Below are 21,190 nucleotides of genomic sequence, written 5' to 3'. Positions count from 1 at the left end.
TCATCGACGGCATCGAGCAGACCGAACCGACCAACGACGAGGAATCCTCCATCACCGACCGGAGCGCCGCCTGAACCAGCGATCACTCATACACCAGACTTGACCATAACTCCGGCCTTGCGTCAACACGCGTCGCGAAAGCCAGGGAACGGTTGTGAGAATCGTGGGAGGAAGAGGGGATATTCAGCACGAAACGATCCTTGTCATCAGTCTGGAGCATGGTCGTTCCTTGTCCACACGGTGTAAGTAGGAGCCTAAAGCATCGAAGAAAGGTTGCCCACCCTGACTGGCGAACCGGTCTCAAAGAGCCCTCGGGCTTCTGCCCCCAATCCGGAAACTCAAGGACTGGCAGACCGAGAACCCCGAGCTGTCCCGGAAGAAGGTCTACGATCGGTCAGGTCTCGAAGGACACCCTGACCCAACGGGAGGACGTTACCCGAGTGAACGTGGTGGGTCGGTTGATTGACCAGGCTTGGAACGAGTCAGGGGACGAGGGATAGACGGCCAGCCACGCAGCGGGCATGATGCGTTGATCGTAAGGGCAGACGTTGCGCCCAGCATCCGCCAGCCCCTACCTTGCGGGGGCAACATTGGGGGCAACCTTACCCAGACAGCCTAAGAAAGTTAACGGTTAACAGGGGTTTATGGCGGCTTTTTCGTTGACGCCGCCTCCACCAGTTAAGCAGTAAAATCAGGCACCTGCGGGTGCCTTTTTCTTGTGCTTCAGCGCCTGCCCAATCACGATGAGACAGGGAAACGCCGATCAAGCCACACGTGCGACCTCGAGCCGCTTTCGCGTGTGAGCGGGGATGTCTTCAGTCTGCCGCCTGGTGTTCGCTGATCACGGAGCGGATGTGCCCAAAGAGCTCTTCCAGCTCGCGAGGCTTTTTCCCGATTACCTCACTGACGCGGCCGTGGAGGCGTTCAAGCTCGGCATTCGACAACTCCTTGGCTGTCACCACGATAACCGGGATGTCCTTCCAGTCGGGGTTTCGACGAATCTCTTCCAGGAAATCGAAACCATCCATACGGGGCATCATCAGGTCCAGGAGGATTGCAGCTGGCGGCTCGGACCGAAGGCGCTCCAGGCCTTCGACTCCATCGCTGGCCAGAGAAACCATCCACCCGTCCCGTTGCAGAGTACGCTGCAGAACATCCCGTGTCCCGGCGTCGTCTTCCACCACTAGAATCCGGTTACGCGGCTCGGACGTCGTCAATTTCGAGAGCACGGTGGCAAGTCGCTTTCGATCCACTGGCTTGGTGACATAGTCCGTCGCCCCCAGCGCAAATCCTGTGGTCTTCTGATCCATGATCGTGACCATCACCACAGGTATATCGGTCAGAACACGATCGCGCTTGATCCGGCTCAGCACCGCCCAGCCGTCCATCTGCGGCATCATTACATCCAGCGTGATCGCCACCGGACGGATTTCCCTGGCCTTCTGCAGCGCCTGTTCGCCGTCCGTCGCGACCTCGACACAGTACCCCTCGCTGCGCAACTGCCGGGCCAGAAGATCGCGTACGGAGGGGTCGTCATCCACCACAAGTATGGTCGTCCCGTGCGTGGCATTGCCGGTCGCCGACTCACCGCCCCGAACCTCCGGAGGGGTCTCGCCGGACGGCGTTGTCACCGGCAACTCCATCGTGAACGTAGAACCTTCCCCGTATTCACTGACCACACGGATTTCGCCACCAAGCATCTGACAGAAATGCCGCGTGATGGCCAGTCCCAGCCCTGTACCGCCGAATTTGCGGGTAGTGGAGGCATCTGCCTGGGAGAACGCCTGGAAGAGCCGCTTCATCTGATCCGGGGTCATGCCGATCCCCGTATCGTTCACCGAGAACCGCAACTGTCCCCCGGAGGAATCCGGCTCATGGAAAACCGAGAGTGTGACCACCCCTTGTTCCGTGAATTTGCAGGCATTGGAGAGAAGATTGAAAACACCCTGGCGCCACTTGGTCAGATCCGAATGCATGGTCATCGCTTCAATGCCCGGATCCACGTCCAGCACCAGCCGGTTACCGTTTTTCTCCGCCAGCGGCTCCACCGTGGCCATCACCTCACGCAATTGTTCGCCAACCACAAAGCTTTCGAGATGAATATCCATCTTTCCGGCTTCGATCTTGGACAGATCAAGGATGTCATTGATGAGGCTGAGCAAATGTTTGCCTGCCGAGAGAATCCGGTGCAAATCCGTAAGGAGCTCGTTCGCCCCGTCATCCCCCGCCTCCTCCAGCAGGATCTCGCTGTAACCGATAATGGCATTCAGCGGAGTACGCAGCTCATGGCTCATGTTGGCCAGAAAGAGACTCTTGGCCTGATTCGCTTCCACCGCCTCGTCACGGGCCGCCTGAAGTTCGGCCGTCCGATTGGCGACCTCGTTCTCCAGGTTTTCATTCAGCCTGCGCAGTTCACGATTGGATTCGAAAATCTCTCGTGTCTTCTCTTCGGCTATACGTTCGGCCTGCTTGCGCGCCGCCCGTTCACGATCCAGCCTGCGTTGCAGGGTGCTCCCGTCATCCATTGTCGACTAGCCGCAGCGTGAACCGCGTGTGGGTATCTTCCCCATGGGAAAGATCCTCAAAGTCGACTTCGGCCGTCTCACCAAAAGACTCCAGACATCCGTGAATGAGTCCATTGGCCAGATGGGCAAAAGGCCGCGCCGAGGAGTACTCCATGACCAGCCTTTCGCTATCAAGACGTCTGGTGTCAAATGTGGGCAATTCCGCATCGGGATACAACTTCCGCACTTCCACGTGGATGTAGTCCTCTACGTGTTCCAGAAAGCCAAAGGCACTGTCTACCCCGGTGAAAAAGTCGGGGTAGAGTGCCCTGAATCGCCCAAAGAGGTATTTCCCGAATACTTCCAGAAGGTCGTCCACTTCCGTTCCGGTCTCGCGCGAAAGAGCGGTCACCAGCCGCACCATCTCGGAGTGGTCGTAGGTCCCGACGGCAGTGTAGACCCCGCCGCTGGGGAGATTCGCGTGTTCGATAATGGCGTCGGCCACGTCGGGCGAAAAGACGTCCTCCACCATTTCCAGGAATTCCGTGAAAACGATACCCTTCATTATTCCCCCTCCCGGGTGCTTCCAGGAACCGGCCCGGCAGCCCCTTGCATATACCGGTAACATGCTTTCTTGTTGAAGCTTTCACATTTCTCGAGCGCGGACAAGCCCGGGAGGCGCGGAAACGCGGATGCACTGGCTCGGACATGATCTGCCTCAATCCCTCCGTTCGGGAAACGAGGCATGGGGCCGTGAAGCGGCAGCTGGCCACCCCATACGGGTTCAGGGGTTGCGCTTATTCCGTGAATTCACGGGGGCTTCAGCTGTTCCACTGCTCCAGCCATCCGGCGAACTCGCCGGTGGGCATTGGTCGGGCGATGTGGAAGCCCTGCCCGAGGGCCACGCCGGCATCCCGCAGGTAAGCGAGCTGGTCCTCGTTCTCGATGCCTTCGGCAACGGTCTTGAGGCCGAAGTCATGCGCGAGGTGAATGATTGCGCGTATCACCGTATCGCTGCCCGCTTCGCCGGGTACGCCGTCGACAAACTGCTTGTCGATCTTGAGGGTGTCCACCGGCAACTGCTGCAGGTAGCCGAGCGAGGAATAACCGGTGCCGAAGTCGTCGATGGCAACCCGGAACCCGGCCTCGCGCAGCGTCTGCAGGCGCCCGATGGTATCGGTGCCGGTCTCGCACAGCATGGTCTCGGTGAGTTCGATCTCGATCGCTTCGGGTGGCAGTCCGTGCTCGGCGCACAGGGCTCGCATCTGATTGACGAAATCCGTATCGGCGAGATCCGCCGGCGTGATGTTCACCGCCAGCACGAACCTGCCTTCCCGGCCGTCGCGCAGCTCCGCGGCGATGCGAAAGGCAGTGGCGAGGACCCAGGGCGTGATCCGGCGGATGAAACCGCTGGATTCGGCGACCGGGATGAACCGCCCTGGCGGCACCAGCTCGCCGGAAGGCAGACGCCAACGGATCAGGGCCTCGGCACCGGCAATCCGGTTGTCCGTGAGCGATAGCTTGGGCTGCAGCCACAGCTCGAACTGGTCTTCGGCCAGTGCATCATGCAGCGCCGCCTCGGTGCGCAGATGATGCAGCATGGCCTCGCGCCGGTTCTCCGAATAGAACGCCGGCTCGCCCTCGCCCGCCTGTGCCGCGGCCATCATCGCCGCGTTGATCACACTTTCGGCGTCGCTGCCGTCTTCGGGGTAACTGGCAATGCCAATGCGGGCCCTGAGGTGGACCGACTCGCCGGCGATCCGGATCGGCCGACGCTCCATCTGCCCGAGGTGGCTGCACAGCGGCATCACCCGGTCCATGGGCAACGTATCGTCGACAACCAGAACACCCCAGTCCTCGGTATCCAGCCGGGCGAGCTCCATCCCTTCCTCCAACAGATGCCCGAATCGTTCGGTACAGGCGACCGCGGCACGGTCAAGGCCGCGATGACCGAAAGTCTCGAGCACACTGGTGAACGGCGTGTGGATCACCACCACGTGAACCGATACGCCCTCTCCCCTTGCCCTTTCCAGCTCGCTGCGCACCCTTTCATGGAATAGCAGGCGGTTGGGCAGGCCCGTCACGCGGTCATAGTTCACGATGCGCACGAGCTCCTCGTGCCGGGTCTGAGCCTGATGGCGGGCACTCAGCAGGAGTTCCACGCGTTCGAGGAATTCGGAGCGGTCGACAGGGCTGATGACAAACTCGTCGACGATGGAACGCAGGCGGCCTGCCCGGCTGCGCAGGTCGGCACGCGGGAGCATCAGCATCACGGGCAGGAACACCGGCTGCTGGGCGCTCTTCGCCTCGTACAGCGCATCATGCCAGCGCACCAGCCCCGGGCCGTCGCCGATGGCCAGGTCAAAGCCGTCTGACGGCAGTTCAATATTGTCTGGATGGACCACCTGGTAACGCGCCGACAACAGATTCTCCACCTGCTGGCGATTGCCGCGTCCGTCCATCAGCGAGAGGATGCGGGGGGGCTTCCCGACGTCAGTGGCCGAGGCCTGCGAGGCCACCGGCCGCCAGGCGGCGGGGGGCGGGACATTCGTCCCCGAATCACCCGGATCAGGCCTGTCCGTCATCCGCGTCCTCCCTGGTGGATCCCGTCCCCGGCTGCAGGCTCCGGAGCAGATTCAGCAATGCCTCCTTGGCGACCGGCTTGTACAACACACTGGCCGCCCCGTACTGCAGCGAACGGTTCCCGGCATCACGATGGCGATTGGTGGAAAGGACGACGAACGGGATGCCATGGTCCTGCAGTCGCTGACACATCGGCCAGACCGTCTCGCCGAAGCCCGATGGATCGACCAGCGCAACCCAGTGGCCTTCCCGTTGATTCAGCAGTGCCTGCAGTTCGTCCGCCGTGGATGCCCGGGCTGCCGCCATGCCCGCTTCCTCGGCGGCCCGGGCCAGCACGCGTGCATTGCCCGGCTGATACACGATCAGGATCACGCCGAGCGGGGTTTCCGCGGTCATGTCTTGTCCTTCCGGCCGCCATCGCCCTGAAGTACCGCACTGGCCGGCTGCCCGACCCGGAAACCACCCGGAGCGATCTCGAAGCGGCGCTGAACCCGTTCAAAATTGGACATCCGTTTCTTCAGGATCCCGATCAGCTTTTCCAGGGTATCGCCCCCATGGACATAACGGAAAAAGATCACGTTGTCCGCCAGATGGCTGATGTCGCGCGACGAAATCTGGAAATCTTCGCCGAAGGCATGGTTCTCGTTGACCAGGAGCACCGTAATGCCGCGCCTCGACAGCGACTTGGCGAGCGTGTGCAGCGGGCGGTGGACGGCCTCGTCCGGGTTCAGGGCCATGTCGAAGCCGGTAACACTGTCGATCACCACGAGATCGATGTTTTCCTCCTCAATCCGCTGCAGCAGGTCTGCCATGAACTCCTCGGCGAGATATCGCAGCGGTTCGATCTGTTCCACCCGCAGGTTCTCCGATTCCAGCGGACCGTCCACATCGATTTCCAGGTTCCGCAGCCGCCGTAGATAGCCATCCAGCTCCTCCTCGAACTGGAACACGCTGGCGCGATGACCGTCCCGGGCCGCCACGGCCGCGATCATGGCCGCCACGGTCGACTTTCCGACACCACTGGGGCCGGTGATCAGTGTGATGGTGCCACTCTCGAGGCCGCCATGGAGCATCTCGTCCACATCGCCATTCCCGCTGCGGAACTGCACGCTGCCCGCGCCGTTCGTCAGCCGTCGCATTGGCGGCAGGATGCGCGGAAACACCTCCACGCCATTCTCGTCCACCCGGTACTGGTGCGGCCCCCGACGGGTCTGCGAGCCGCGCAGCTTCGACACCTCGACCGTGGGGCTGGAGATGCCCGGGTCCAGGGTGATGACACCGTCCGCCAGAAACTGGAGGTCGTCATCGGGGCTCTCCGCCGAAAACTCCGAGGTAAACATCGCGGTGGCGCCCCGATCGACGAGAAACCGCAGCAATGAAACCACCTGCTGGCGGAACTGGTAGCGGTCGGCGGACATGAGCCGCAGGTGGGTCAGCGAGTCGATGAAAACCCGTTGCGGCTGGATGCGTTCGACCGCCTCGACCACCGTATCGATCATCGGGGCCTGCTCGACATCGGAGGCAGCGAAGACATCGTAGGTCTCGGCGCCGGTAAAAAATTCCTCGGATGGGGCCAGGCTCAGGAACTCGATGCGGCGGGTATCGAGACCGACCCTGGCCGCATTCGCCTGAAGCTCCGCCTCCGGCTCCTGAAAACCGATGAAAAGTGTTCGCTCTTCCTCCTCCGCCGCGAGGAGAAAACTCAGACCAATGGTGGTCTTGCCCAGCCCGGGACCACCACGCAGAAGGTAGCCGCGGCGGGCGATCAGCCCTCCGTCAAGAACCTGGTCCAGGCCGGGAACGCCGGAGGAGACCCGTTCCAGCTCCCCGGCGACCGTGGATGGGTCGGCGTCACGTGTCACTGAGTCCATGTCATGCTTCCTTGTCAGTTGCTGGATTAAACCCTGTTCCCATTGACCAATAATGGTTTCTGCCGGTTCCCTCGGCATCCCCTTGCCGATCATGCCCGGCTTCCGGTCTTCCACGGAAGGGAGCACCCGAGCGTTGCGCCGTCCCGGTAGGATCATGGTCCCGCATGCGGTATAAACACCCCACCCCCGCCCAGGTAACCCTTGCAAGGAGATCGGGATGCCCGTGTACCAGCAGCCACTCACCTTCCACACCCGCGGGCGCCAGAGCCTGGACATCACCCGCGAGGTTGCCCGAATCATCGGCGATTCCGGCATCACCACCGGCACCTGCCACGTCTTCCAGCACCACACCAGTGCGTCGCTGCTGATCACCGAGAACGCCGACCCGGACGTCCGGCGCGATCTGGAGACGATACTGGCCCGGCTGGCGCCCGACGGCGACCCCGCCTACCGCCACGACATGGAAGGCGACGACGACATGGCCGCCCATGCCCGCGCCATGCTCACCCACAATGACCTCACTCTCCCGGTGACCCGCGGCCGCCCCGCTCTGGGTACCTGGCAGGGGATCTTCCTCTGGGAGCACCGTTACGCCGGACACGACCGGCGGCTCACGGTGACCGTCCAGGGCGAATAGCCCGGTCTCCATCAGTCGGCCGCGCCGCGCGCCGGACGGGCATGCACGGTGATTTCCTCGCGATCGTGATACAGCTGGCGCGCCCGCAGCCGAACGGTTTGCGCGCCCAGGCGCTGTTCCAGCCGGTCCAGGCAGTCCCGCACCGTCTCGAAGCGTTTCTTCATCGGGAGCTTGAGGTTGAAGATGGCTTCCCGGGCCCACCCCGCCTCCAGCCAGTCGCCGATACGGTCGGCGACGCGCCCGGGCCGGTCCACGATGTCGCACACCAGCCAGTGCACCGGACGCGGGGGCATCCAGGTGAACGCATCCTCGCGGATATGCTCCACCTGTCCCCCGGCCATCAGGTCGGCATCCATCGGACCGTTGTCCACGGCCTGGACATGCAGGCCGTGCCGCACCAGCTGCCAGGTCCAGCCCCCCGGCGCCGCCCCCAGATCCACCGCCGTCATGCCCTCCGCCAGTCGCTGTTCGCGCTCCTCGGGTGTCAGGAACTGGTGCCAGGCTTCCTCGAGTTTCAACGCGGAACGGCTGGGCGCCGCGCGCGGGGCCTTCAGCCGCAGGATGCCCCCCGGACGGTCGCTGCTGCTCTCCGGCGCGGCCAGACCCAGCTGCACACGGTCCCCGGCCGTCCAGAAACAATGCAGCCGACAACCCTGCGCCTCACCCTGCCCGCGCAGTGCGCCGGCCTTGCGCAACGCCGAGGCCAGCGGGCGCTCCAGTGCCTTTCCGAGGCGGTGCAGCTCCTTGCCCTTGTTGGTATCCGGCGTCTCGTGCCAGATGGCCTCAAACGCCCAGCCGCTCGCGCGGATCCGTTCCACGACCGGGCTCACCCGATCTTCGCGTGACAGGCCCTCCAGCGGATGCAGCGCGGGGAGGCGCTGGCGCGCGAAGATCCGCTCTTCCAGGGAAAACGCGTCGCGCAGCGGTGCCGGATCGCCATCGGCCGATAACAAGCGGACGAAGGCCGTCCCTTCAACGAACCGTGGATAGACGGCCAGGCCTTCGCGCGCGGCTTCCGCGGCCAGCTCGCCGGCCAGGTCCTTTTCGAATCCTGCCCGGCAATAAAAAAGCAGTTCTTCCATGATCCTCCCCAAGTAATTCCGCGCGCCTGCGGCGCCCTGTGGAGCGGCCCCGGCCGCGAATCGCGGCGCCAATCAACACCCCGCGTTGTTCGCGTGCAAGCACGCTCCCATCAAGGGTACCCCGAGAAACCACCCCGGGAGCCTTTCCGGGATCCCTCCTTCACTCGGGGCCTCTCGGGGGCAACAAAAAGGGCCGCCCCTCGCGGGACGGCCCTTCACGATCCGGCTCCGGATCACAAGGATCCGGAGCAACTGGCGGCCTTAGCGAGCCAGGCCGGGATCGCCCTCCACGTTCTTCAGCTTCGGCAGGTAGGGCTCGCCCACGTTGACCGTATCCTGGTTGCGCAGCCAGTTACCCACCACTTCCCAGACCGGGGGCGTGTCATGCCGCTGATGCACGTCGGCCCAGCCCGCCACTACATAGCGCCGTTCCGGATCCATGGGTTCGCCGTTGATCTCCATGTCGGTGATGCGCTCGCCCATCGGCTTGTGCGGGTCGATGGTGTAGCGGATACCACCGGTGCGCACCATGTCGCCGCCGCGATGACGATACGGATCTTCGTTGAAGATCGAGTTGGCCACGTCTTCCATCGCGTGCTTGAGATCCGCACCGGTCATCTCGTTGCGCGTGGTCTCGGAGTACGTCGTCGCGGTCTGGGTCATCAGCTCTTCGAAAGTGATCGGCTGGCCCGGCAGCACGCTCACGCCCCAGCGGAAACCCGGCGACAGCGCGACTTCGGCGTCCATCTCCTCCATCATCGCCTGCACGATGACCTCGTCGAAGGTACCGTTGAAGTTGCCGCGGCGGTAGAGGACATCGTCGGTCACCGCCAGTTCTTCCCGCAGCTGGTCCTCGAACGGCTTGCGCACCTCTTCGATGTGCGCCTCCATCTCCGGATCCGCGTCCAGGATGTTGGCGAACACCGGCAGCATCTTGAAGCGGTAGTCCTTGATGCCGCTGTCGTTCACATCCAGATCCAGCACGCCCAGGAACTTGCCGTTGGAACCGGCGTTGGTCACCAGCGTGCGCTCGCCCGCGGCGTTCTCGATCTCCAGCGCACCCGGGATCGCGTCGTGGGTGTGGCCGCCCATGATCACGTCGACGTCGCGCAGCCGGCGGGCCATTTCGATGTCCGTCACCATGCCGTTGTGCGACAGGATCGCCACGACCTTCGCGCCCTTCTGACGCACCTCGTCGATCATCTGCTGCATCTTGTCGTCACGGATGCCGAACGACCATTCCGGGAACATGTAATCCGGATTGGCCACCGAGGTGTACGGGAAGGCCTGTCCGATCACGGCCACCGGGACGCCGTTCATCTCGCGGATGGTGTAGGGCTCGAAGATCCGGTCACCCCAGTCGCGGTCCTCGACGTTCTGCGCGACGAAGTCGATGCCGTTGGGCTTGAAGTCGTTCTCGATGACTTCCTTGACGCGCTCGTCACCGAAGGTGAACTCCCAGTGACCGGTCATCACGTCCACGCCCAGGAGCTTCTGCGCGTCGACCATGTCCTGCCCGCCGGTCCACAGCGAGGTCGCCGAACCCTGCCAGGTGTCGCCACCGTCCAGCAGGAGGGAGTTCGGCCGGTCCGCACGCAGGCGCTTCACCAGGGTCGACAGATGCGAGAAGCCGCCGACCCGACCGTACTTCTCGGCCGCCTCGGCGAAATCGAGGAAGGTCAGCGCATGGGCCTCGGGCGTGCCCTTTTCGACCCCGAAGTGGTCGAGCAGCGCCTCGCCGGCCAGCACCGGCGGCTTGCCCTGCATGTCCCCCACGCCAATGTTCACGTCCGGCTCACGGAAATAGACCGGGCGCAGCTGCGCATGGCAGTCGGTGTAATGCAGCAGAGACACGTTCCCGAACGGAGAAATGTCGTAGAAATCCGACGGCGCGCGCTGCCAGTCGATGCTCTCGCCCGCCCAGGCATTGGTGGCGAGACCGGCCGCGCTGGCGGCCACCATGACTTCGAGGAATTCCCTCCGCGTGAGGTTCATATACCACTCCTGAATGTTAGGACCTGAATGAAGAAAGCCGTCTGCCGGATCGCGCCGACAGACGCCCTGGTGAACGAAAAGACGTCGGCCCGACATCGGTTATTCCGTCCCGACAGAGGCCATTGCTACAGCGTGACGCGGAACGGCGGCTGCGTCGCAAAACGCCCACACGCTAAGGGGATAACAAAAAAGGCCCCTTCGTCCTGAAGGGGCCAACACGCGACATACACCACTTGACGGTGCCCGGCTCGGGGCAGAGAGCCTGCCGGCGACCACCACCGCAGAAAGCGGACAGTTCAAGTGTAGCGTCAGGAGAAAGCGAGTTCGTGATGCAGATCAACGAGTAATGCCGGCATCCCCCGAGGCCCGCCACTCGGGAACGCGCGATCTCGTCCATTGCACACGGCGCCGATGTCGTTTAACCTTTCGCAGCTTACGGAGAGGTGGCCGAGCGGTCGAAGGCGCACGCCTGGAAAGTGTGTATACGGTAACCCCGTATCGAGGGTTCGAATCCCTCCCTCTCCGCCAGATTTCAGAATCAGGGGGCAACCGGGCCCCTGATTCCATGTAAATCCCGGTCGGATGAGGGATTCGAACCCGAGGAATCGGACAAGCCGGGTTCGACGGGTGCCGCACCGCGGCACCCGAACATCGTCGCAGGCGATGGCCCGGAGGGCGAGCCACAGCGTGGCGAGTAATCCCTCCCTCTCCGCCAGATTTCAGGGGGTATTCCGGCGCCCGCAGCGGGCAACGCCGGAACTCGGCAAGAAAGGGCCCTCGCGGCCCTTTTTTTACATCGGCTCCGCGTATGGCGCGCACTCCGCGCCGGGACCAGGGAAGAATGGGCAACCCCAAGGATCAAACGGGCGACCACCGCACCCGCTGGCTGGGCTCCCTCATCAACCTGCCGCGCCGAACCAAGCGCTGGCTGATGGTCGCGGCCGATGTGGCCATGCTTCCGCTCGCCCTGTGGACGGCCTTCGCCCTCCGGCTGGCCGAACCCCTGCCCGAAGCCCTGATCAATGCCTGGTGGCTGTTTCCCCTGCTGCCGGTGGTCGGTGTGTTCATCTTCGCCCGGCTGGGCCTCTACCGTGCCGTGGTTCGTTTCATGGGAATCCGCGCGGTATGGTCCGTGGCCACCGGGGTCGTCCTGCTCGCCGGATTCCTGTGGGCGGCCGCGGCGATTGGCCGGCTGGACGACTTCCCTCGCCTCGTCCCGGTGGCCTTCGCCCTCCTGGCCTTCATCTACGTGGGCGGCAGCCGTTTTCTCGTGCGCAGCTGGTACCAGAACGTGAACGAACTGCGCCGCCACGCGGAACCCGTACTGGTCTATGGCGCCGGTGCCGCCGGGATGCAGCTCGCGGCCGGCCTCGGCACCACCGGGCAGTTCCGCATCGTCGCCTTCATCGACGACAACCCGGCCCTGCAGGGGCAGGCGATCAACGGCATTCGGGTCCACCCCCCGCAGATGATCGGGACGCTGATGCACCAGTACGGCATCCGGCGCATCCTGCTGGCCGTTCCTTCGGCCTCGCGCTCGGCGCGCAAGGCCATCCTGGAGCGCCTCGAGCCCTATCCCCTGCATGTGCAGTCGGTACCCTCCATGGAGGCCGTCGTCTCCGGCCAGGCGCGCCTGGACCAGCTCGAAGATATCGACGTGGCGGATCTCCTGGGACGCGACCCGGTGCCGCCTCAGCCGGACCTGCTGCAATGCAGCATTGTGGATCGCCGCGTAATGGTCACCGGTGCCGGCGGCTCCATCGGCTCGGAGCTGTGCCGGCGCATCCTCCGCCAGGGACCGGCCGAACTCGTCCTGTTCGAACGCAACGAATTCGCGCTCTACCGTATCGAACACGAAATGCAGGCACTGCGTGCCGAGCTCGGCCTGGACTGCCCGATCCATGCCGTTCTGGGGTCGGTCACCCTGCCCCGGCGGGTGGAATCCGTCCTCGCCCGCCACCGGATCCAGACCCTTTACCATGCGGCCGCCTACAAGCACGTACCCATCGTCGAGGAGAATGCCGTCGAGGGAGTGCGCAACAATGTCCTCGGAACGCGGGTGCTGGCCGACGCCGCGATCGCGGCCGGCGTGGAACGATTCATCCTCATCAGTACCGACAAGGCCGTGCGCCCCACCAACGTCATGGGCGCGAGCAAGCGGCTGGCGGAAATGATCCTGCAGGACCGGGCAGCCGGCACCCCGGCTACCGTGTTTTCCATGGTGCGCTTTGGCAACGTCCTCGGATCATCCGGTTCCGTCGTGCCCCTGTTTCATCGCCAGATCCGGGAAGGCGGCCCCGTCACGGTGACCCACCCCGAGATCACGCGCTACTTCATGTCCATCCCGGAGGCCGCCGAGCTGGTGATCCAGGCCGGCACCATGGCCGGCGGCGGTGAGGTCTTTGTCCTCGACATGGGCGAGCCCGTACGAATCCAGGATCTCGCCCGACGCATGATCCGCCTGCACGGCCGCCAGGTCCGGGACGACAACGGCGACCCGCCCGACGGCGTGGCGATCCAGTTCACCGGGCTGCGCCCGGGCGAAAAGCTCTACGAAGAACTGCTCATTGGCGACAACGTGGAGAGCACGCGCCACCCCCGCATCATGCAGGCCCGCGAAGACCGGGCACCGGCGGATGCCCTCAGCGAGGCGCTGGCGGCTCTGGAACGCGCCGACCAGGCGATGGATGCCGCGGCGACCCGCGCACGTCTGCGGGAAATCGTTCCCGAATACCGTCCCGCCGGGTGAACCGGGAGTTCCGCTACTTGTACGAGTAGTGGTAGTAGCCGTAACCGTAACTGGCACTGGCGGTGGCTTCCATGGAATTCAGGATCGCACCCCGCGTCTCCACGCCCGCACTCTCCAGACGACGCCGCGCCGCCTCGATCTCGCGCGGCGGGTTGAGCTGGAAGCGCACCACCATCAGGGTGGTCGAGCAGTGGCGCGCGACCACGGAGGCGTCCGTCACCGCCAGGATCGGCGGCGTATCGATCAGCACCAGGTCGTACTGCTCGCTCGCCTGATCGAGGAACCGGGTAAAACGCTCGTTCATCAGCAGCTCGGCGGGATTCGGGGGCGCCGAGCCCCGGGCCATGTAATCGAGGCCCTCGATATCGGTATGGCGGATGGCCTCCCCGGGCGTCAGCTTCTCCGACAGCAGATCGGAGAGACCGCCCGCACTGGCCTCGCCGAACGCATGATGAACGTGCCCCTTGCGCATGTCGGCGTCGACCACCAGGACCTTCTGGCCCGCCTGGGCACACACCGCCGCCAGGTTCACCGAGATGAAACTCTTGCCGACACCCGGGCTGGGACCGGTGATCACCAGCCGATTGTCCGCCGCCTCGAGCATCGCGAAATGCAGGCTGCTGCGCAGACCACGCAGCGCCTCGATGGCCCCGTCCGTCGGGGAATACGAGGCCAGCACCCCCGTCACGACCCCTTCTTCCCCGGTGGCCCCGCGTCGACGCCCGCTTTTCAGATCACGCCGCCGCCGCAGCCGCTTGACGAGTTTCTGCTGCACGTCCGACAGCGGTACGGTCGCATAGACCGGTAGATCCAGTTCCTCGATCTGCTCCTGTGATTCAACGCCCCGGTTGAGCATCCCGCGCAGCAGCACCAGCGCCACCGAAAGCATGCCGCCGAGGACCGTTGCCAGCGCCACGATCAGCCCGCGCTGTGGCTCCACCGGTGACGGCAGAACTGCGGCATCGTCCAGGATGCGGACATTCCCCACCGTGCTGGCTCGCGTGATGTCCATCTCCTGCATGCGGTTGAGCAGCTGGACATAGACTTCCTGGTTCACTTCGACATCACGCTGCAGCCGGAGTACCTGTTGCTGGGTCTCCGGCAGACCCCCGATCTCCTGCTGCAGCTCCCGGCGCTCGTTCTCCAGTTGCTCGCGTTTTTCCAGCAGGGTGACGTAGGTCGGATGGTTCTGCGTGTACCGACGGGAGATCTCCGCCTCCTCGAATTCCAGCTCGGTGATCTGGCGCTCCAGGTCAACCAGCCGGTCGAGGACCGCCTGCGTCTCCATCGACATGTCGACGCTTTCCTGCTCCACCTGATACTCGTTCAGGGCGTCTTCCGCTTCCCGCAGCCGTGCCCGTACCTGGGGCACCTGCTCTTCCAGGAACTCCAGGCTCTGTTCCGCCTCCGCGGCCTGACGTTCGACGTTCTGGCGGCGATAGATGTCACTGATCGCGTTCAGGGCGCGCCGAGCCTGTTCCGAATCGGTGTGGGTGAACGTCAGGCTGAAGACACCGCTCTCATTGCCCTGTTCCGTGGCCTGGAAACGGTTGCGCAGATCGCGTATCGCGGCCAGCCGAGCGCGGCGCTGGAGTTCGAAGCGGGCCCCGGCCCCGGCCGAGATGTCCTCCACAAACAGGATGACCTGCCCGTCGAGGAAGCTCGCATCCTCCCCGGTCCGGCCTTCTCCCAGGACCCGATCGTCGTGGGCCAGGCGGAACTGATCCTCGCCGGTGACCTGCAGTGTCAGGGTTTCCCCTTCCATCGCGGGCGTGACCCGCAGATCGCCCACCGTCAGCGATTCTCCGGACCACGCATAGCGCTCGGCGACGCCGCCCAACACGGCGGCCCGGCTCCGGTCCCAGTCCCGGCGGACCAGAAAATCTCCGATGACCGGCAGGCGCACCGGACGCACGATCAGGTCCAGGCGCTCGCGATCCACCGCCTGACCCAGCACCATGCGCGAACGCAGAATCTCCAGTTCCGCCGATGCACGCGGCTCGCGCCCCAGCATCTCGCGCATGTCGTTCAGTGGTGCACTGACACCGCCGGTATCCTCCACCTGGACCAGCGCATCCGCCTGGTAGACCGGCGTCGAGAGGGTCGCATACGCCCCTCCGCCCAGCATGAACAGGAAGGTGATGCCGACGATCCACCACTTGTGATCGAGCAGCAGTCCGAGCAGCCGGCCAAGGTCGATCTCGTCATCCGCCGGCGGCGGGGAAGCGGGGGTCTGCGTCATGGGTTACCTGTTCCTGTCGTGGCGCGGCCGGGAGATCAGCCCAGTCGCTCCGCCCAGCTCTGTGCGGCTTCGGTCAGCAGCGCGTGCACTTGCCGAAATGCCTCGTCGCTCTTGCCATAGGGATCGGGAATATCGCGCCCGCGACCGTCATCCAGCCAGTGGCCGAAACGCATGGTCTTGCCCAGGGCACGGGGGTGGTTGCGGCCGATCGCCTGGCGCTGCCCGTCGCTCATCACCAGCACCAGATCCGATTGCTCGAGCATGCCGGTGGTCACTTGCCGGGCCTCGTGACCGGACACGTCCAGGCCATCGGCCTCCGCCAGTGCCCGCGCCTGCGGCGCGACACCCTCGCCGACCAGCGCGCCCAGACCGGCCGAGCCAATGCTGCGCTCCGGGGCATGCCGGCGCAGCATCGCCTCGGCCACCGGACTGCGACAGATGTTGCCCGTACATACCACGAGGATCCGTTCAAACATCCGTTCCACCCTGCCCGCTCAGAAGTCGTCGCGCAGCTCGCGCACGTCGCGCGTGGCCTGGGAGGCACGATAAACAGCGTTAACAGTCGGCAGCAACTGATTGATCACACGGTTCCAGCGCCCCAGGGGAGTCGTCGTCACATAGACGATATCCATGGGTTCGAGCTCGAACTCGGTCCCCAGCACCAGCGCCGTGGCATCCCGGGCGTCCAGCTGGTAAACCGTCGCCAGCAGGTCACTGTCCGGCGGCGCCTGACGGACCACAAAGATGCCGCTGGCATCCGCCGTCGCCTCGTTGAAGCCACCGGAATCGGTAAGTGCGTCGGTCAGCGAGATCCGTCCGCGTCCCATCGGGATACTGCGCGGTTCGCCCACCTCGCCCAGCACATACGCCTTCTGGTCGGTCGTGTCCGGCACGTGCAGCACGTCGCCATCCCGGAGCACGCGGTTCTCGGACAGATCGCCCTCGCTCAGCATCGCGTACATCGACAGCGGCACTTCTTCACCATCGCGTGTCAGACGTACGTTGTGCCAGTTCGCCTCCTCGGTCAGCCCACCGGCATCATTGATCGCGTCCAGCACCGTCAACGGAACGTTGGTCACCGGCTGGCGCCCCGGTTCGCGCACCTCGCCGGTCACGTGCACCTGCTGCGAGCGGTAATCCGCCACCAGCACTTCTACCTGCGGATCATTGATGACCGCGGCGAGCTCTTCCGCAAGGATGTCCCGCACTTCGGCGACCGTTCGGCCCTCGACCTCCACCCGTCCGACGAACGGATAGAAGATGGTCCCGTCGGAATGCACCGTATTGCCGGATTCGGCCGCCGAGCGTTCCGAACCGGCCGGGATCGTCAGTTCGGGATGGTCATAAACGATGATGCTGAGCACGTCGCCGCGACCGATCCGGTAGTCGTACCGCGTGTCATCCGCCTCGAGCTCCTCGCGTGCCTGTTCCAGATCCGGCTGGACGGGATCCTCGGCCTCCTGACGAACCAGACCCCGGGTGATCGGCTTCACTTCCACCTTGTCGTGCAGTGGTTCGCTCTCGGCGCGCTCCTGAATGAAACCACCCGGCGCGAACCCGCAGCCCGACAGGGCGACGGCGACCACGAGAGGCACCGCGGTTTTCCAGCTTCCTGCTGCGATCATTGGCAACTGCACCCGGTTTGGCGATCTCTGAAGGCCGCAAGGATACAGCTCGGTGCGGGCATATTCCACAGTTCCGGCCCCATCCTTTCCGAGTATCGCCGCGGTCCGTCGGCCGGGCCGCGAACGTGTACATTGGTCCACGTTTCCTTACCATGCGCGGATTCCGAAACCCGATTTTCAAACCGTCATCGCGGAGTTCCGATGTCCGAAGCAGCCACGCTGATCCTGAGCGCCTCCTGGGTGCTGCCCGTGGTTCCACGGGGGGCCGTCCTGGAAGACCATGCGGTAGTCGTTCGCGACGGTGCGATCCTGGCCGTCAAGCCACGCGAGCAGGCCCTCGCCGAGCATCCCGAGGCCCGCCACGAACATCGCGAGGGGCACGCCCTGATGCCGGGGCTGGTGAACGCCCACACCCATGCCGGCATGACCCTGTTGCGCGGCATCGGCAGCGACCAGCCGCTGATGGAGTGGCTGAAGCGCTACGTATGGCCGGTGGAGGGCCGGCTGCTGTCGCCGGAGTTCGTCAACGACGGCACCCGGCTGGCTGCCGCGGAGATGCTGCGTGGCGGCACCACCTGCTTCTCCGACATGTATCTGTTCGTGGGGGACGCCGCCGCCGCGGTCGATGCCAGCGGCATCCGCGGGGTGATGGGCCTGACGGTGTTCGACTTTCCCACCCCCTGGGCGCAGACCCCGGACGAATACTTCCAGCGCGGCCGCGAGGTGGTGGAGACCTGGGGTGATCACCCCCGCATCCGTTTCACCGTCGCTCCTCACGCGCCTTACACCGTCGGTGACGAGAGCATGCAGCGGGTGGGCGAGCGCGCCCGCGAGCTGGGCGTGCCGGTGCACACCCACGTGCACGAGACCGCCGGCGAGGTGGAAGAGGCGGTGAGCAACGGCGGTGAACGCCCGCTGGCCCGGCTCGCCCGTCTGGGCCTGCTGGACCAGCCGTTCATGGCCGTCCACATGACCCAGGTCAGCGACGAAGACCTGGCCCTGCTGGAGAACCGGCCGGTGTCGATCACGCACTGCCCCGAATCGAACCTCAAACTGGCGTCCGGCTTCTGCCCCGTGGCCCGCCTGGACCAGGCCGGGATCAACCTCGCGCTGGGCACCGACGGGACCGCCTCCAACAACGACCTCGACATGATCGGCGAGATGCGCACGGCGGCCCTGCTGGCCAAGGGCGTGAGTGGCGATGCAGCCGCGCTGCCGGCCGAGCGCGTGCTGGAGATGGCAACCCTGGGCAGCGCGCGCGCCCTGGGGCTGGACCACGAGATCGGTTCACTGGAAGCGGGCAAGCGGGCCGATCTGATCAGCCTCGACCTGACCTCCCCGGAGCTGCAGCCCGAACACGATCCGCACGCACGCATCGTCTATGCCGCCACCCGCGAGGCCGTGCGCGACGTATGGGTGGACGGCCGGGCGTTGCTCGCCGACCGCGAACTGCTTACGCTTGACCTTGAGGCCATCCACGCCAGCGCCGTCCGGTGGCAGGGCCGCGTGGCCGAGACCCTGCAAGCCTGCGAGAGCTGAACCGCCCATGACCCAGATCCATTCCAACGTCGATCAGGCCGAGATCCACAAATTCACGGATCGCGCGCACGAATGGTGGGACCCCAACGGGGCCTTCGCCACCCTGCACGCAATCAACCCGCTGCGCCTGGAATGGATCGACGGCCACGCCGATCTCGTCGGCAAGAAGGTGCTGGACGTCGGCTGCGGCGCCGGGATCCTGTCCGAGGCAATGGCCGTGCGCGGGGCCGAGGTCACCGGACTCGATGCCGGTGCCGAACACCTGGAAGTCGCGCGCGAGCACGCCCACGACAGCGGTGTTTCCGTGCGTTATCTGCACGTAACGGCCGAGGAGCACGCGGAAAAGCACCCCGGCGAATACGACGTGGTCACCTGCCTGGAAATGCTGGAACACGTGCCGGACCCGGAGAACGTGATCGACGCCCTGTGCCGACTGGTCCGGCCCGGCGGCTGGATCTTCCTCTCCACCATCAACCGCACCCCGCGCGCGTTTGCCGAGGCCATCGTGGGCGCCGAATACGTGATGCGCCTGCTGCCGGCTGGCACCCACGAGTACGGCCGTTTCATCCGCCCCTCGGAGCTGGCCGCGCAGCTGCGCCGGCATCACGTGGAGGTGGCCGACCTGACCGGGCTCACCTGGTCGCCGCTGTCCGGGCGCTACCGCCTGACCCCGAACACCGACGTCAACTACCTGATGGCCGCACGCGCATGAGCCACGAACCGGGCGCGGTCCTGTTCGATCTGGACGGGACCCTCCTCGACACCGCACCCGACATGCATGCCGCTCTCAACCGGCTGCTGGCCGAGAACGACCGCGCGCCCCTGCCCTTCGATGCCGTGCGCAACCATGTCTCGCACGGCTCGCACGCCCTGGTCACCCTGGCCTTCCCCGACGCGCCGGACGAGCAAACCGAGGCCCTGAAAAAGCGTTACCTCGAGATCTACGCGCGCGACCTGTGCATCGCCACCGCGCTGTTCCCGGGCATGGACGCCCTGCTGAACGAGATCGAGGCGCGCGGCTGGCGCTGGGGCGTGGTCACCAACAAGCCCGCGTGGCTGACCGAACCGCTGCTGGAGGCCCTGGGCCTCGCCCCGCGCATGAGCGCGATCGTCTCCGGCGACAGCCTCAATCGGCGCAAGCCGGACCCCGACCCCATGTGGCTGGCCGCCCGCCAGACCGGGCTCGAGCCCGCACACCACTGCTACTGGGGCGATGCAGAACGCGACATCGCTGCCGGCCGTGCCGCCGGCATGAGCACGCTGATCGCCGCCTGGGGCTACATTGACGCCGGTCAGAACACCGACGGCTGGGGTGCCGACGGTGTCCTGGACCATCCCGGCGACTTCTGGGGCTGGCGCGAGACGTTCACCCGCGCCGCCGGCTGAGTGACAGGCCCCGCCCGTCCCATCGGCCGGAGGGCCGGCCTCCCACACAGGACAAAACCGGCATAATGGGTGCACCAAGACCCCCGACTGGAGCTGACATGGCCCGCCCCGACATCGCCGCTGCCTATCGGCATTGCCGCCTGCGTGCCCGGTCGCACTACGAGAACTTCCCCGTCGCCTCGCGCCTGCTGCCGCGCCCAATACGCGACCCGGTGGCCGCGATCTACTGCTACGCGCGCGACGCTGACGACCTCGCCGACGAGGACTCGCGCCCGGTCGAGGCCCGCCGGACCGAGCTGCAGGCGATGCAGGAACACGTCCGCGCGCTGGACGACCCGGCCGCGGAGAGCACCCCCGAATGGATCGCGCTCGCGGACGCGAAGAGGCGCTTCAACCTGCCCGTTGAACCCTTCGTCGACCTCGCGGACGCATTCATCCAGGACCTGGAAAAGACCCGCTATGCGGACATCGGCGAGGTCATGGAGTACTGCCGACGTTCGGCCAACCCGGTCGGCCGGCTGATCCTGCACCTGCAGGGCGAACCCGATGACGCCATGCTGGGCCAGTCGGATGCCATCTGCACCGCCCTGCAGCTGATCAACTTCTACCAGGATCTGCACCAGGACATCAGCGAGAACGACCGCATCTATCTCCCGCAGGACGAGATGGCCCGCTACGGCGTGACCGAGGTGATGCTGCGCGAGCGGCTCAACACCCTGCCCCTGCAGAACCTGATGCAGTTCCAGTACGCCCGCGCCGACCGCCTGCTGCGCGCCGGCGCGCCGCTGGGCGGAACCCTGGGCGGGCGGCTCGGTCTCGAGATCCGTGCCATCGTCAATGGCGGCGCGCGCGTGCTCTGGCGCCTGCGCCAGGAGAACGATGCCTTCGCCCGCCCCCGCCTGGGCGCGCGCGATATGGCGGTGGTCCTGTGGCACAGTCTGCGGCCGCGCCGACGGGGACGCGGTGCCTGAACGTCC

16 protein-coding genes, 1 tRNA gene and 1 other RNA gene are annotated in these 21,190 nt (G+C 65.3%); 8 read left to right on the top strand and 10 right to left on the bottom strand.

Going from position 1 to position 21,190, the window contains the following annotated elements; genetic code table 11:
• Positions 1 to 815 precede the first annotated feature (815 nt).
• The 5 genes from B1A74_RS05550 to B1A74_RS05530 all read right to left on the bottom strand — a co-directional run bounded on the left by B1A74_RS05550 (position 816) and on the right by B1A74_RS05530 (position 6,958).
• The gene (locus tag B1A74_RS05550) at positions 816 to 2,525 is read right to left on the bottom strand and encodes an ATP-binding response regulator (RefSeq protein ID WP_019591431.1); all 1,710 of its coding nucleotides are present in this window, start codon (positions 2,523 to 2,525) and stop codon (positions 816 to 818) included.
• Complete coding sequence (locus B1A74_RS05545; protein WP_077244019.1) at positions 2,518 to 3,069, bottom strand: heme NO-binding domain-containing protein; 552 nt, start codon at positions 3,067 to 3,069, stop codon at positions 2,518 to 2,520. Before B1A74_RS05545 ends, B1A74_RS05550 begins: the two co-directional genes overlap by 8 nt.
• Positions 3,070 to 3,325: 256 nt before the next feature.
• Complete coding sequence (locus B1A74_RS05540) at positions 3,326 to 5,089, bottom strand: putative bifunctional diguanylate cyclase/phosphodiesterase (RefSeq protein ID WP_244269173.1); 1,764 nt, start codon at positions 5,087 to 5,089, stop codon at positions 3,326 to 3,328.
• A complete protein-coding gene (locus tag B1A74_RS05535) occupies positions 5,073 to 5,483 on the bottom strand; it encodes a response regulator (RefSeq protein WP_018945926.1) in 411 nt (136 codons plus the stop codon). The genes B1A74_RS05540 and B1A74_RS05535 overlap by 17 nt, the downstream gene beginning before the upstream one ends.
• Entirely contained in the window at positions 5,480 to 6,958 is a 1,479-nt protein-coding gene (locus B1A74_RS05530) for a DUF3939 domain-containing protein (protein ID WP_077244017.1), read from the bottom strand. Before B1A74_RS05530 ends, B1A74_RS05535 begins: the two co-directional genes overlap by 4 nt.
• A 217-nt stretch (positions 6,959 to 7,175) precedes the next feature.
• On the opposite strand from B1A74_RS05530, the gene B1A74_RS05525 reads away from it, so the two are divergent.
• A complete protein-coding gene (locus B1A74_RS05525; RefSeq protein WP_077244016.1) occupies positions 7,176 to 7,595 on the top strand; it encodes a secondary thiamine-phosphate synthase enzyme YjbQ in 420 nt (139 codons plus the stop codon).
• A gap of 11 nt (positions 7,596 to 7,606) precedes the next feature.
• On the opposite strand, the gene rlmM is transcribed toward B1A74_RS05525, so the two are convergent.
• Positions 7,607 to 8,677: a 23S rRNA (cytidine(2498)-2'-O)-methyltransferase RlmM gene (rlmM, locus tag B1A74_RS05520; protein WP_077244015.1), complete on the bottom strand. Its 1,071-nt coding sequence runs from the start codon at positions 8,675 to 8,677 to the stop codon at positions 7,607 to 7,609.
• A gap of 261 nt (positions 8,678 to 8,938) precedes the next feature.
• Positions 8,939 to 10,672 (bottom strand): thiosulfohydrolase SoxB, encoded by a 1,734-nt coding sequence (gene soxB / locus B1A74_RS05515; RefSeq protein WP_077244014.1) that lies wholly within the window; start codon positions 10,670 to 10,672, stop codon positions 8,939 to 8,941.
• Positions 10,673 to 11,109: 437 nt separating this feature from the next.
• Between soxB and B1A74_RS05510 the strand changes: the two genes are divergently transcribed.
• From B1A74_RS05510 to B1A74_RS05500, 3 genes are all read left to right on the top strand, one after another.
• Positions 11,110 to 11,200: transfer RNA gene (locus B1A74_RS05510), tRNA-Ser, on the top strand.
• Positions 11,201 to 11,240: 40 nt separating this feature from the next.
• A non-coding RNA gene (locus B1A74_RS05505) (RtT sRNA) lies at positions 11,241 to 11,387 on the top strand.
• A 126-nt stretch (positions 11,388 to 11,513) separates the two neighbouring features.
• Positions 11,514 to 13,421 carry a polysaccharide biosynthesis protein gene (locus tag B1A74_RS05500; RefSeq protein WP_077244013.1) on the top strand — a complete coding sequence of 636 codons (1,908 nt, stop codon included), beginning with the start codon at positions 11,514 to 11,516 and terminating at the stop codon, positions 13,419 to 13,421.
• 13 nt (positions 13,422 to 13,434) lie between these two features.
• On the opposite strand, the gene B1A74_RS05495 is transcribed toward B1A74_RS05500, so the two are convergent.
• The 3 genes from B1A74_RS05495 to B1A74_RS05485 are packed head-to-tail and all read right to left on the bottom strand — an operon-like array spanning position 13,435 to position 17,288.
• A complete protein-coding gene (locus tag B1A74_RS05495; protein ID WP_077244012.1) occupies positions 13,435 to 15,663 on the bottom strand; it encodes a polysaccharide biosynthesis tyrosine autokinase in 2,229 nt (742 codons plus the stop codon).
• 35 nt (positions 15,664 to 15,698) lie between these two features.
• Positions 15,699 to 16,139, bottom strand: coding sequence for a low molecular weight protein-tyrosine-phosphatase (locus B1A74_RS05490; protein WP_018945919.1), 441 nt, complete (start codon positions 16,137 to 16,139; stop codon positions 15,699 to 15,701).
• A gap of 18 nt (positions 16,140 to 16,157) precedes the next feature.
• Entirely contained in the window at positions 16,158 to 17,288 is a 1,131-nt protein-coding gene (locus B1A74_RS05485) for a polysaccharide export protein (RefSeq protein ID WP_038035878.1), read from the bottom strand.
• Between the two features lie 201 nt (positions 17,289 to 17,489).
• Here B1A74_RS05485 and B1A74_RS05480 point away from each other — a divergent pair, with 201 nt between their 5' ends.
• From B1A74_RS05480 to hpnC, 4 genes are all read left to right on the top strand, one after another.
• Positions 17,490 to 18,827: a TRZ/ATZ family hydrolase gene (locus B1A74_RS05480; protein ID WP_077244011.1), complete on the top strand. Its 1,338-nt coding sequence runs from the start codon at positions 17,490 to 17,492 to the stop codon at positions 18,825 to 18,827.
• 7 nt (positions 18,828 to 18,834) lie between these two features.
• Complete coding sequence (ubiG, locus tag B1A74_RS05475; RefSeq protein WP_077244010.1) at positions 18,835 to 19,539, top strand: bifunctional 2-polyprenyl-6-hydroxyphenol methylase/3-demethylubiquinol 3-O-methyltransferase UbiG; 705 nt, start codon at positions 18,835 to 18,837, stop codon at positions 19,537 to 19,539.
• A complete protein-coding gene (gene gph / locus B1A74_RS05470) occupies positions 19,536 to 20,213 on the top strand; it encodes a phosphoglycolate phosphatase (RefSeq protein WP_018945915.1) in 678 nt (225 codons plus the stop codon). Before ubiG ends, gph begins: the two co-directional genes overlap by 4 nt.
• A 98-nt stretch (positions 20,214 to 20,311) precedes the next feature.
• Positions 20,312 to 21,184, top strand: coding sequence for a squalene synthase HpnC (hpnC, locus tag B1A74_RS05465; RefSeq protein ID WP_077244009.1), 873 nt, complete (start codon positions 20,312 to 20,314; stop codon positions 21,182 to 21,184).
• The last annotated feature ends 6 nt before the right edge of the window (positions 21,185 to 21,190 follow it).

The sequence above is a fragment of the Thioalkalivibrio halophilus genome, from assembly GCF_001995255.1.
GTDB classification, from domain to species: Bacteria; Pseudomonadota; Gammaproteobacteria; order Ectothiorhodospirales; family Ectothiorhodospiraceae; genus Thioalkalivibrio; species Thioalkalivibrio halophilus.
This window is presented reverse-complemented; position numbering and strand designations above follow the sequence as displayed.

Excerpts from the sequence above, each read along its gene's own strand:
- B1A74_RS05540 (WP_244269173.1), bottom strand. The coding sequence starts at position 5,089 with ATGACGGACAGGCCTGATCCGGGTGATTCGGGGACGAATGTCCCGCCC.
- B1A74_RS05485 (WP_038035878.1), bottom strand. The coding sequence starts at position 17,288 with ATGATCGCAGCAGGAAGCTGGAAAACCGCGGTGCCTCTCGTGGTCGCC.
- B1A74_RS05500 (WP_077244013.1), top strand. The coding sequence starts at position 11,514 with ATGGGCAACCCCAAGGATCAAACGGGCGACCACCGCACCCGCTGGCTG.
- B1A74_RS05495 (WP_077244012.1), bottom strand. The coding sequence starts at position 15,663 with ATGACGCAGACCCCCGCTTCCCCGCCGCCGGCGGATGACGAGATCGAC.
- B1A74_RS05550 (WP_019591431.1), bottom strand. The coding sequence starts at position 2,525 with ATGGATGACGGGAGCACCCTGCAACGCAGGCTGGATCGTGAACGGGCG.
- B1A74_RS05530 (WP_077244017.1), bottom strand. The coding sequence starts at position 6,958 with ATGGACTCAGTGACACGTGACGCCGACCCATCCACGGTCGCCGGGGAG.
- B1A74_RS05535 (WP_018945926.1), bottom strand. The coding sequence starts at position 5,483 with ATGACCGCGGAAACCCCGCTCGGCGTGATCCTGATCGTGTATCAGCCG.
- B1A74_RS05490 (WP_018945919.1), bottom strand. The coding sequence starts at position 16,139 with ATGTTTGAACGGATCCTCGTGGTATGTACGGGCAACATCTGTCGCAGT.
- B1A74_RS05525 (WP_077244016.1), top strand. The coding sequence starts at position 7,176 with ATGCCCGTGTACCAGCAGCCACTCACCTTCCACACCCGCGGGCGCCAG.
- rlmM (WP_077244015.1), bottom strand. The coding sequence starts at position 8,677 with ATGGAAGAACTGCTTTTTTATTGCCGGGCAGGATTCGAAAAGGACCTG.
- soxB (WP_077244014.1), bottom strand. The coding sequence starts at position 10,672 with ATGAACCTCACGCGGAGGGAATTCCTCGAAGTCATGGTGGCCGCCAGC.
- B1A74_RS05545 (WP_077244019.1), bottom strand. The coding sequence starts at position 3,069 with ATGAAGGGTATCGTTTTCACGGAATTCCTGGAAATGGTGGAGGACGTC.
- hpnC (WP_077244009.1), top strand. The coding sequence starts at position 20,312 with ATGGCCCGCCCCGACATCGCCGCTGCCTATCGGCATTGCCGCCTGCGT.
- B1A74_RS05480 (WP_077244011.1), top strand. The coding sequence starts at position 17,490 with ATGTCCGAAGCAGCCACGCTGATCCTGAGCGCCTCCTGGGTGCTGCCC.
- ubiG (WP_077244010.1), top strand. The coding sequence starts at position 18,835 with ATGACCCAGATCCATTCCAACGTCGATCAGGCCGAGATCCACAAATTC.
- gph (WP_018945915.1), top strand. The coding sequence starts at position 19,536 with ATGAGCCACGAACCGGGCGCGGTCCTGTTCGATCTGGACGGGACCCTC.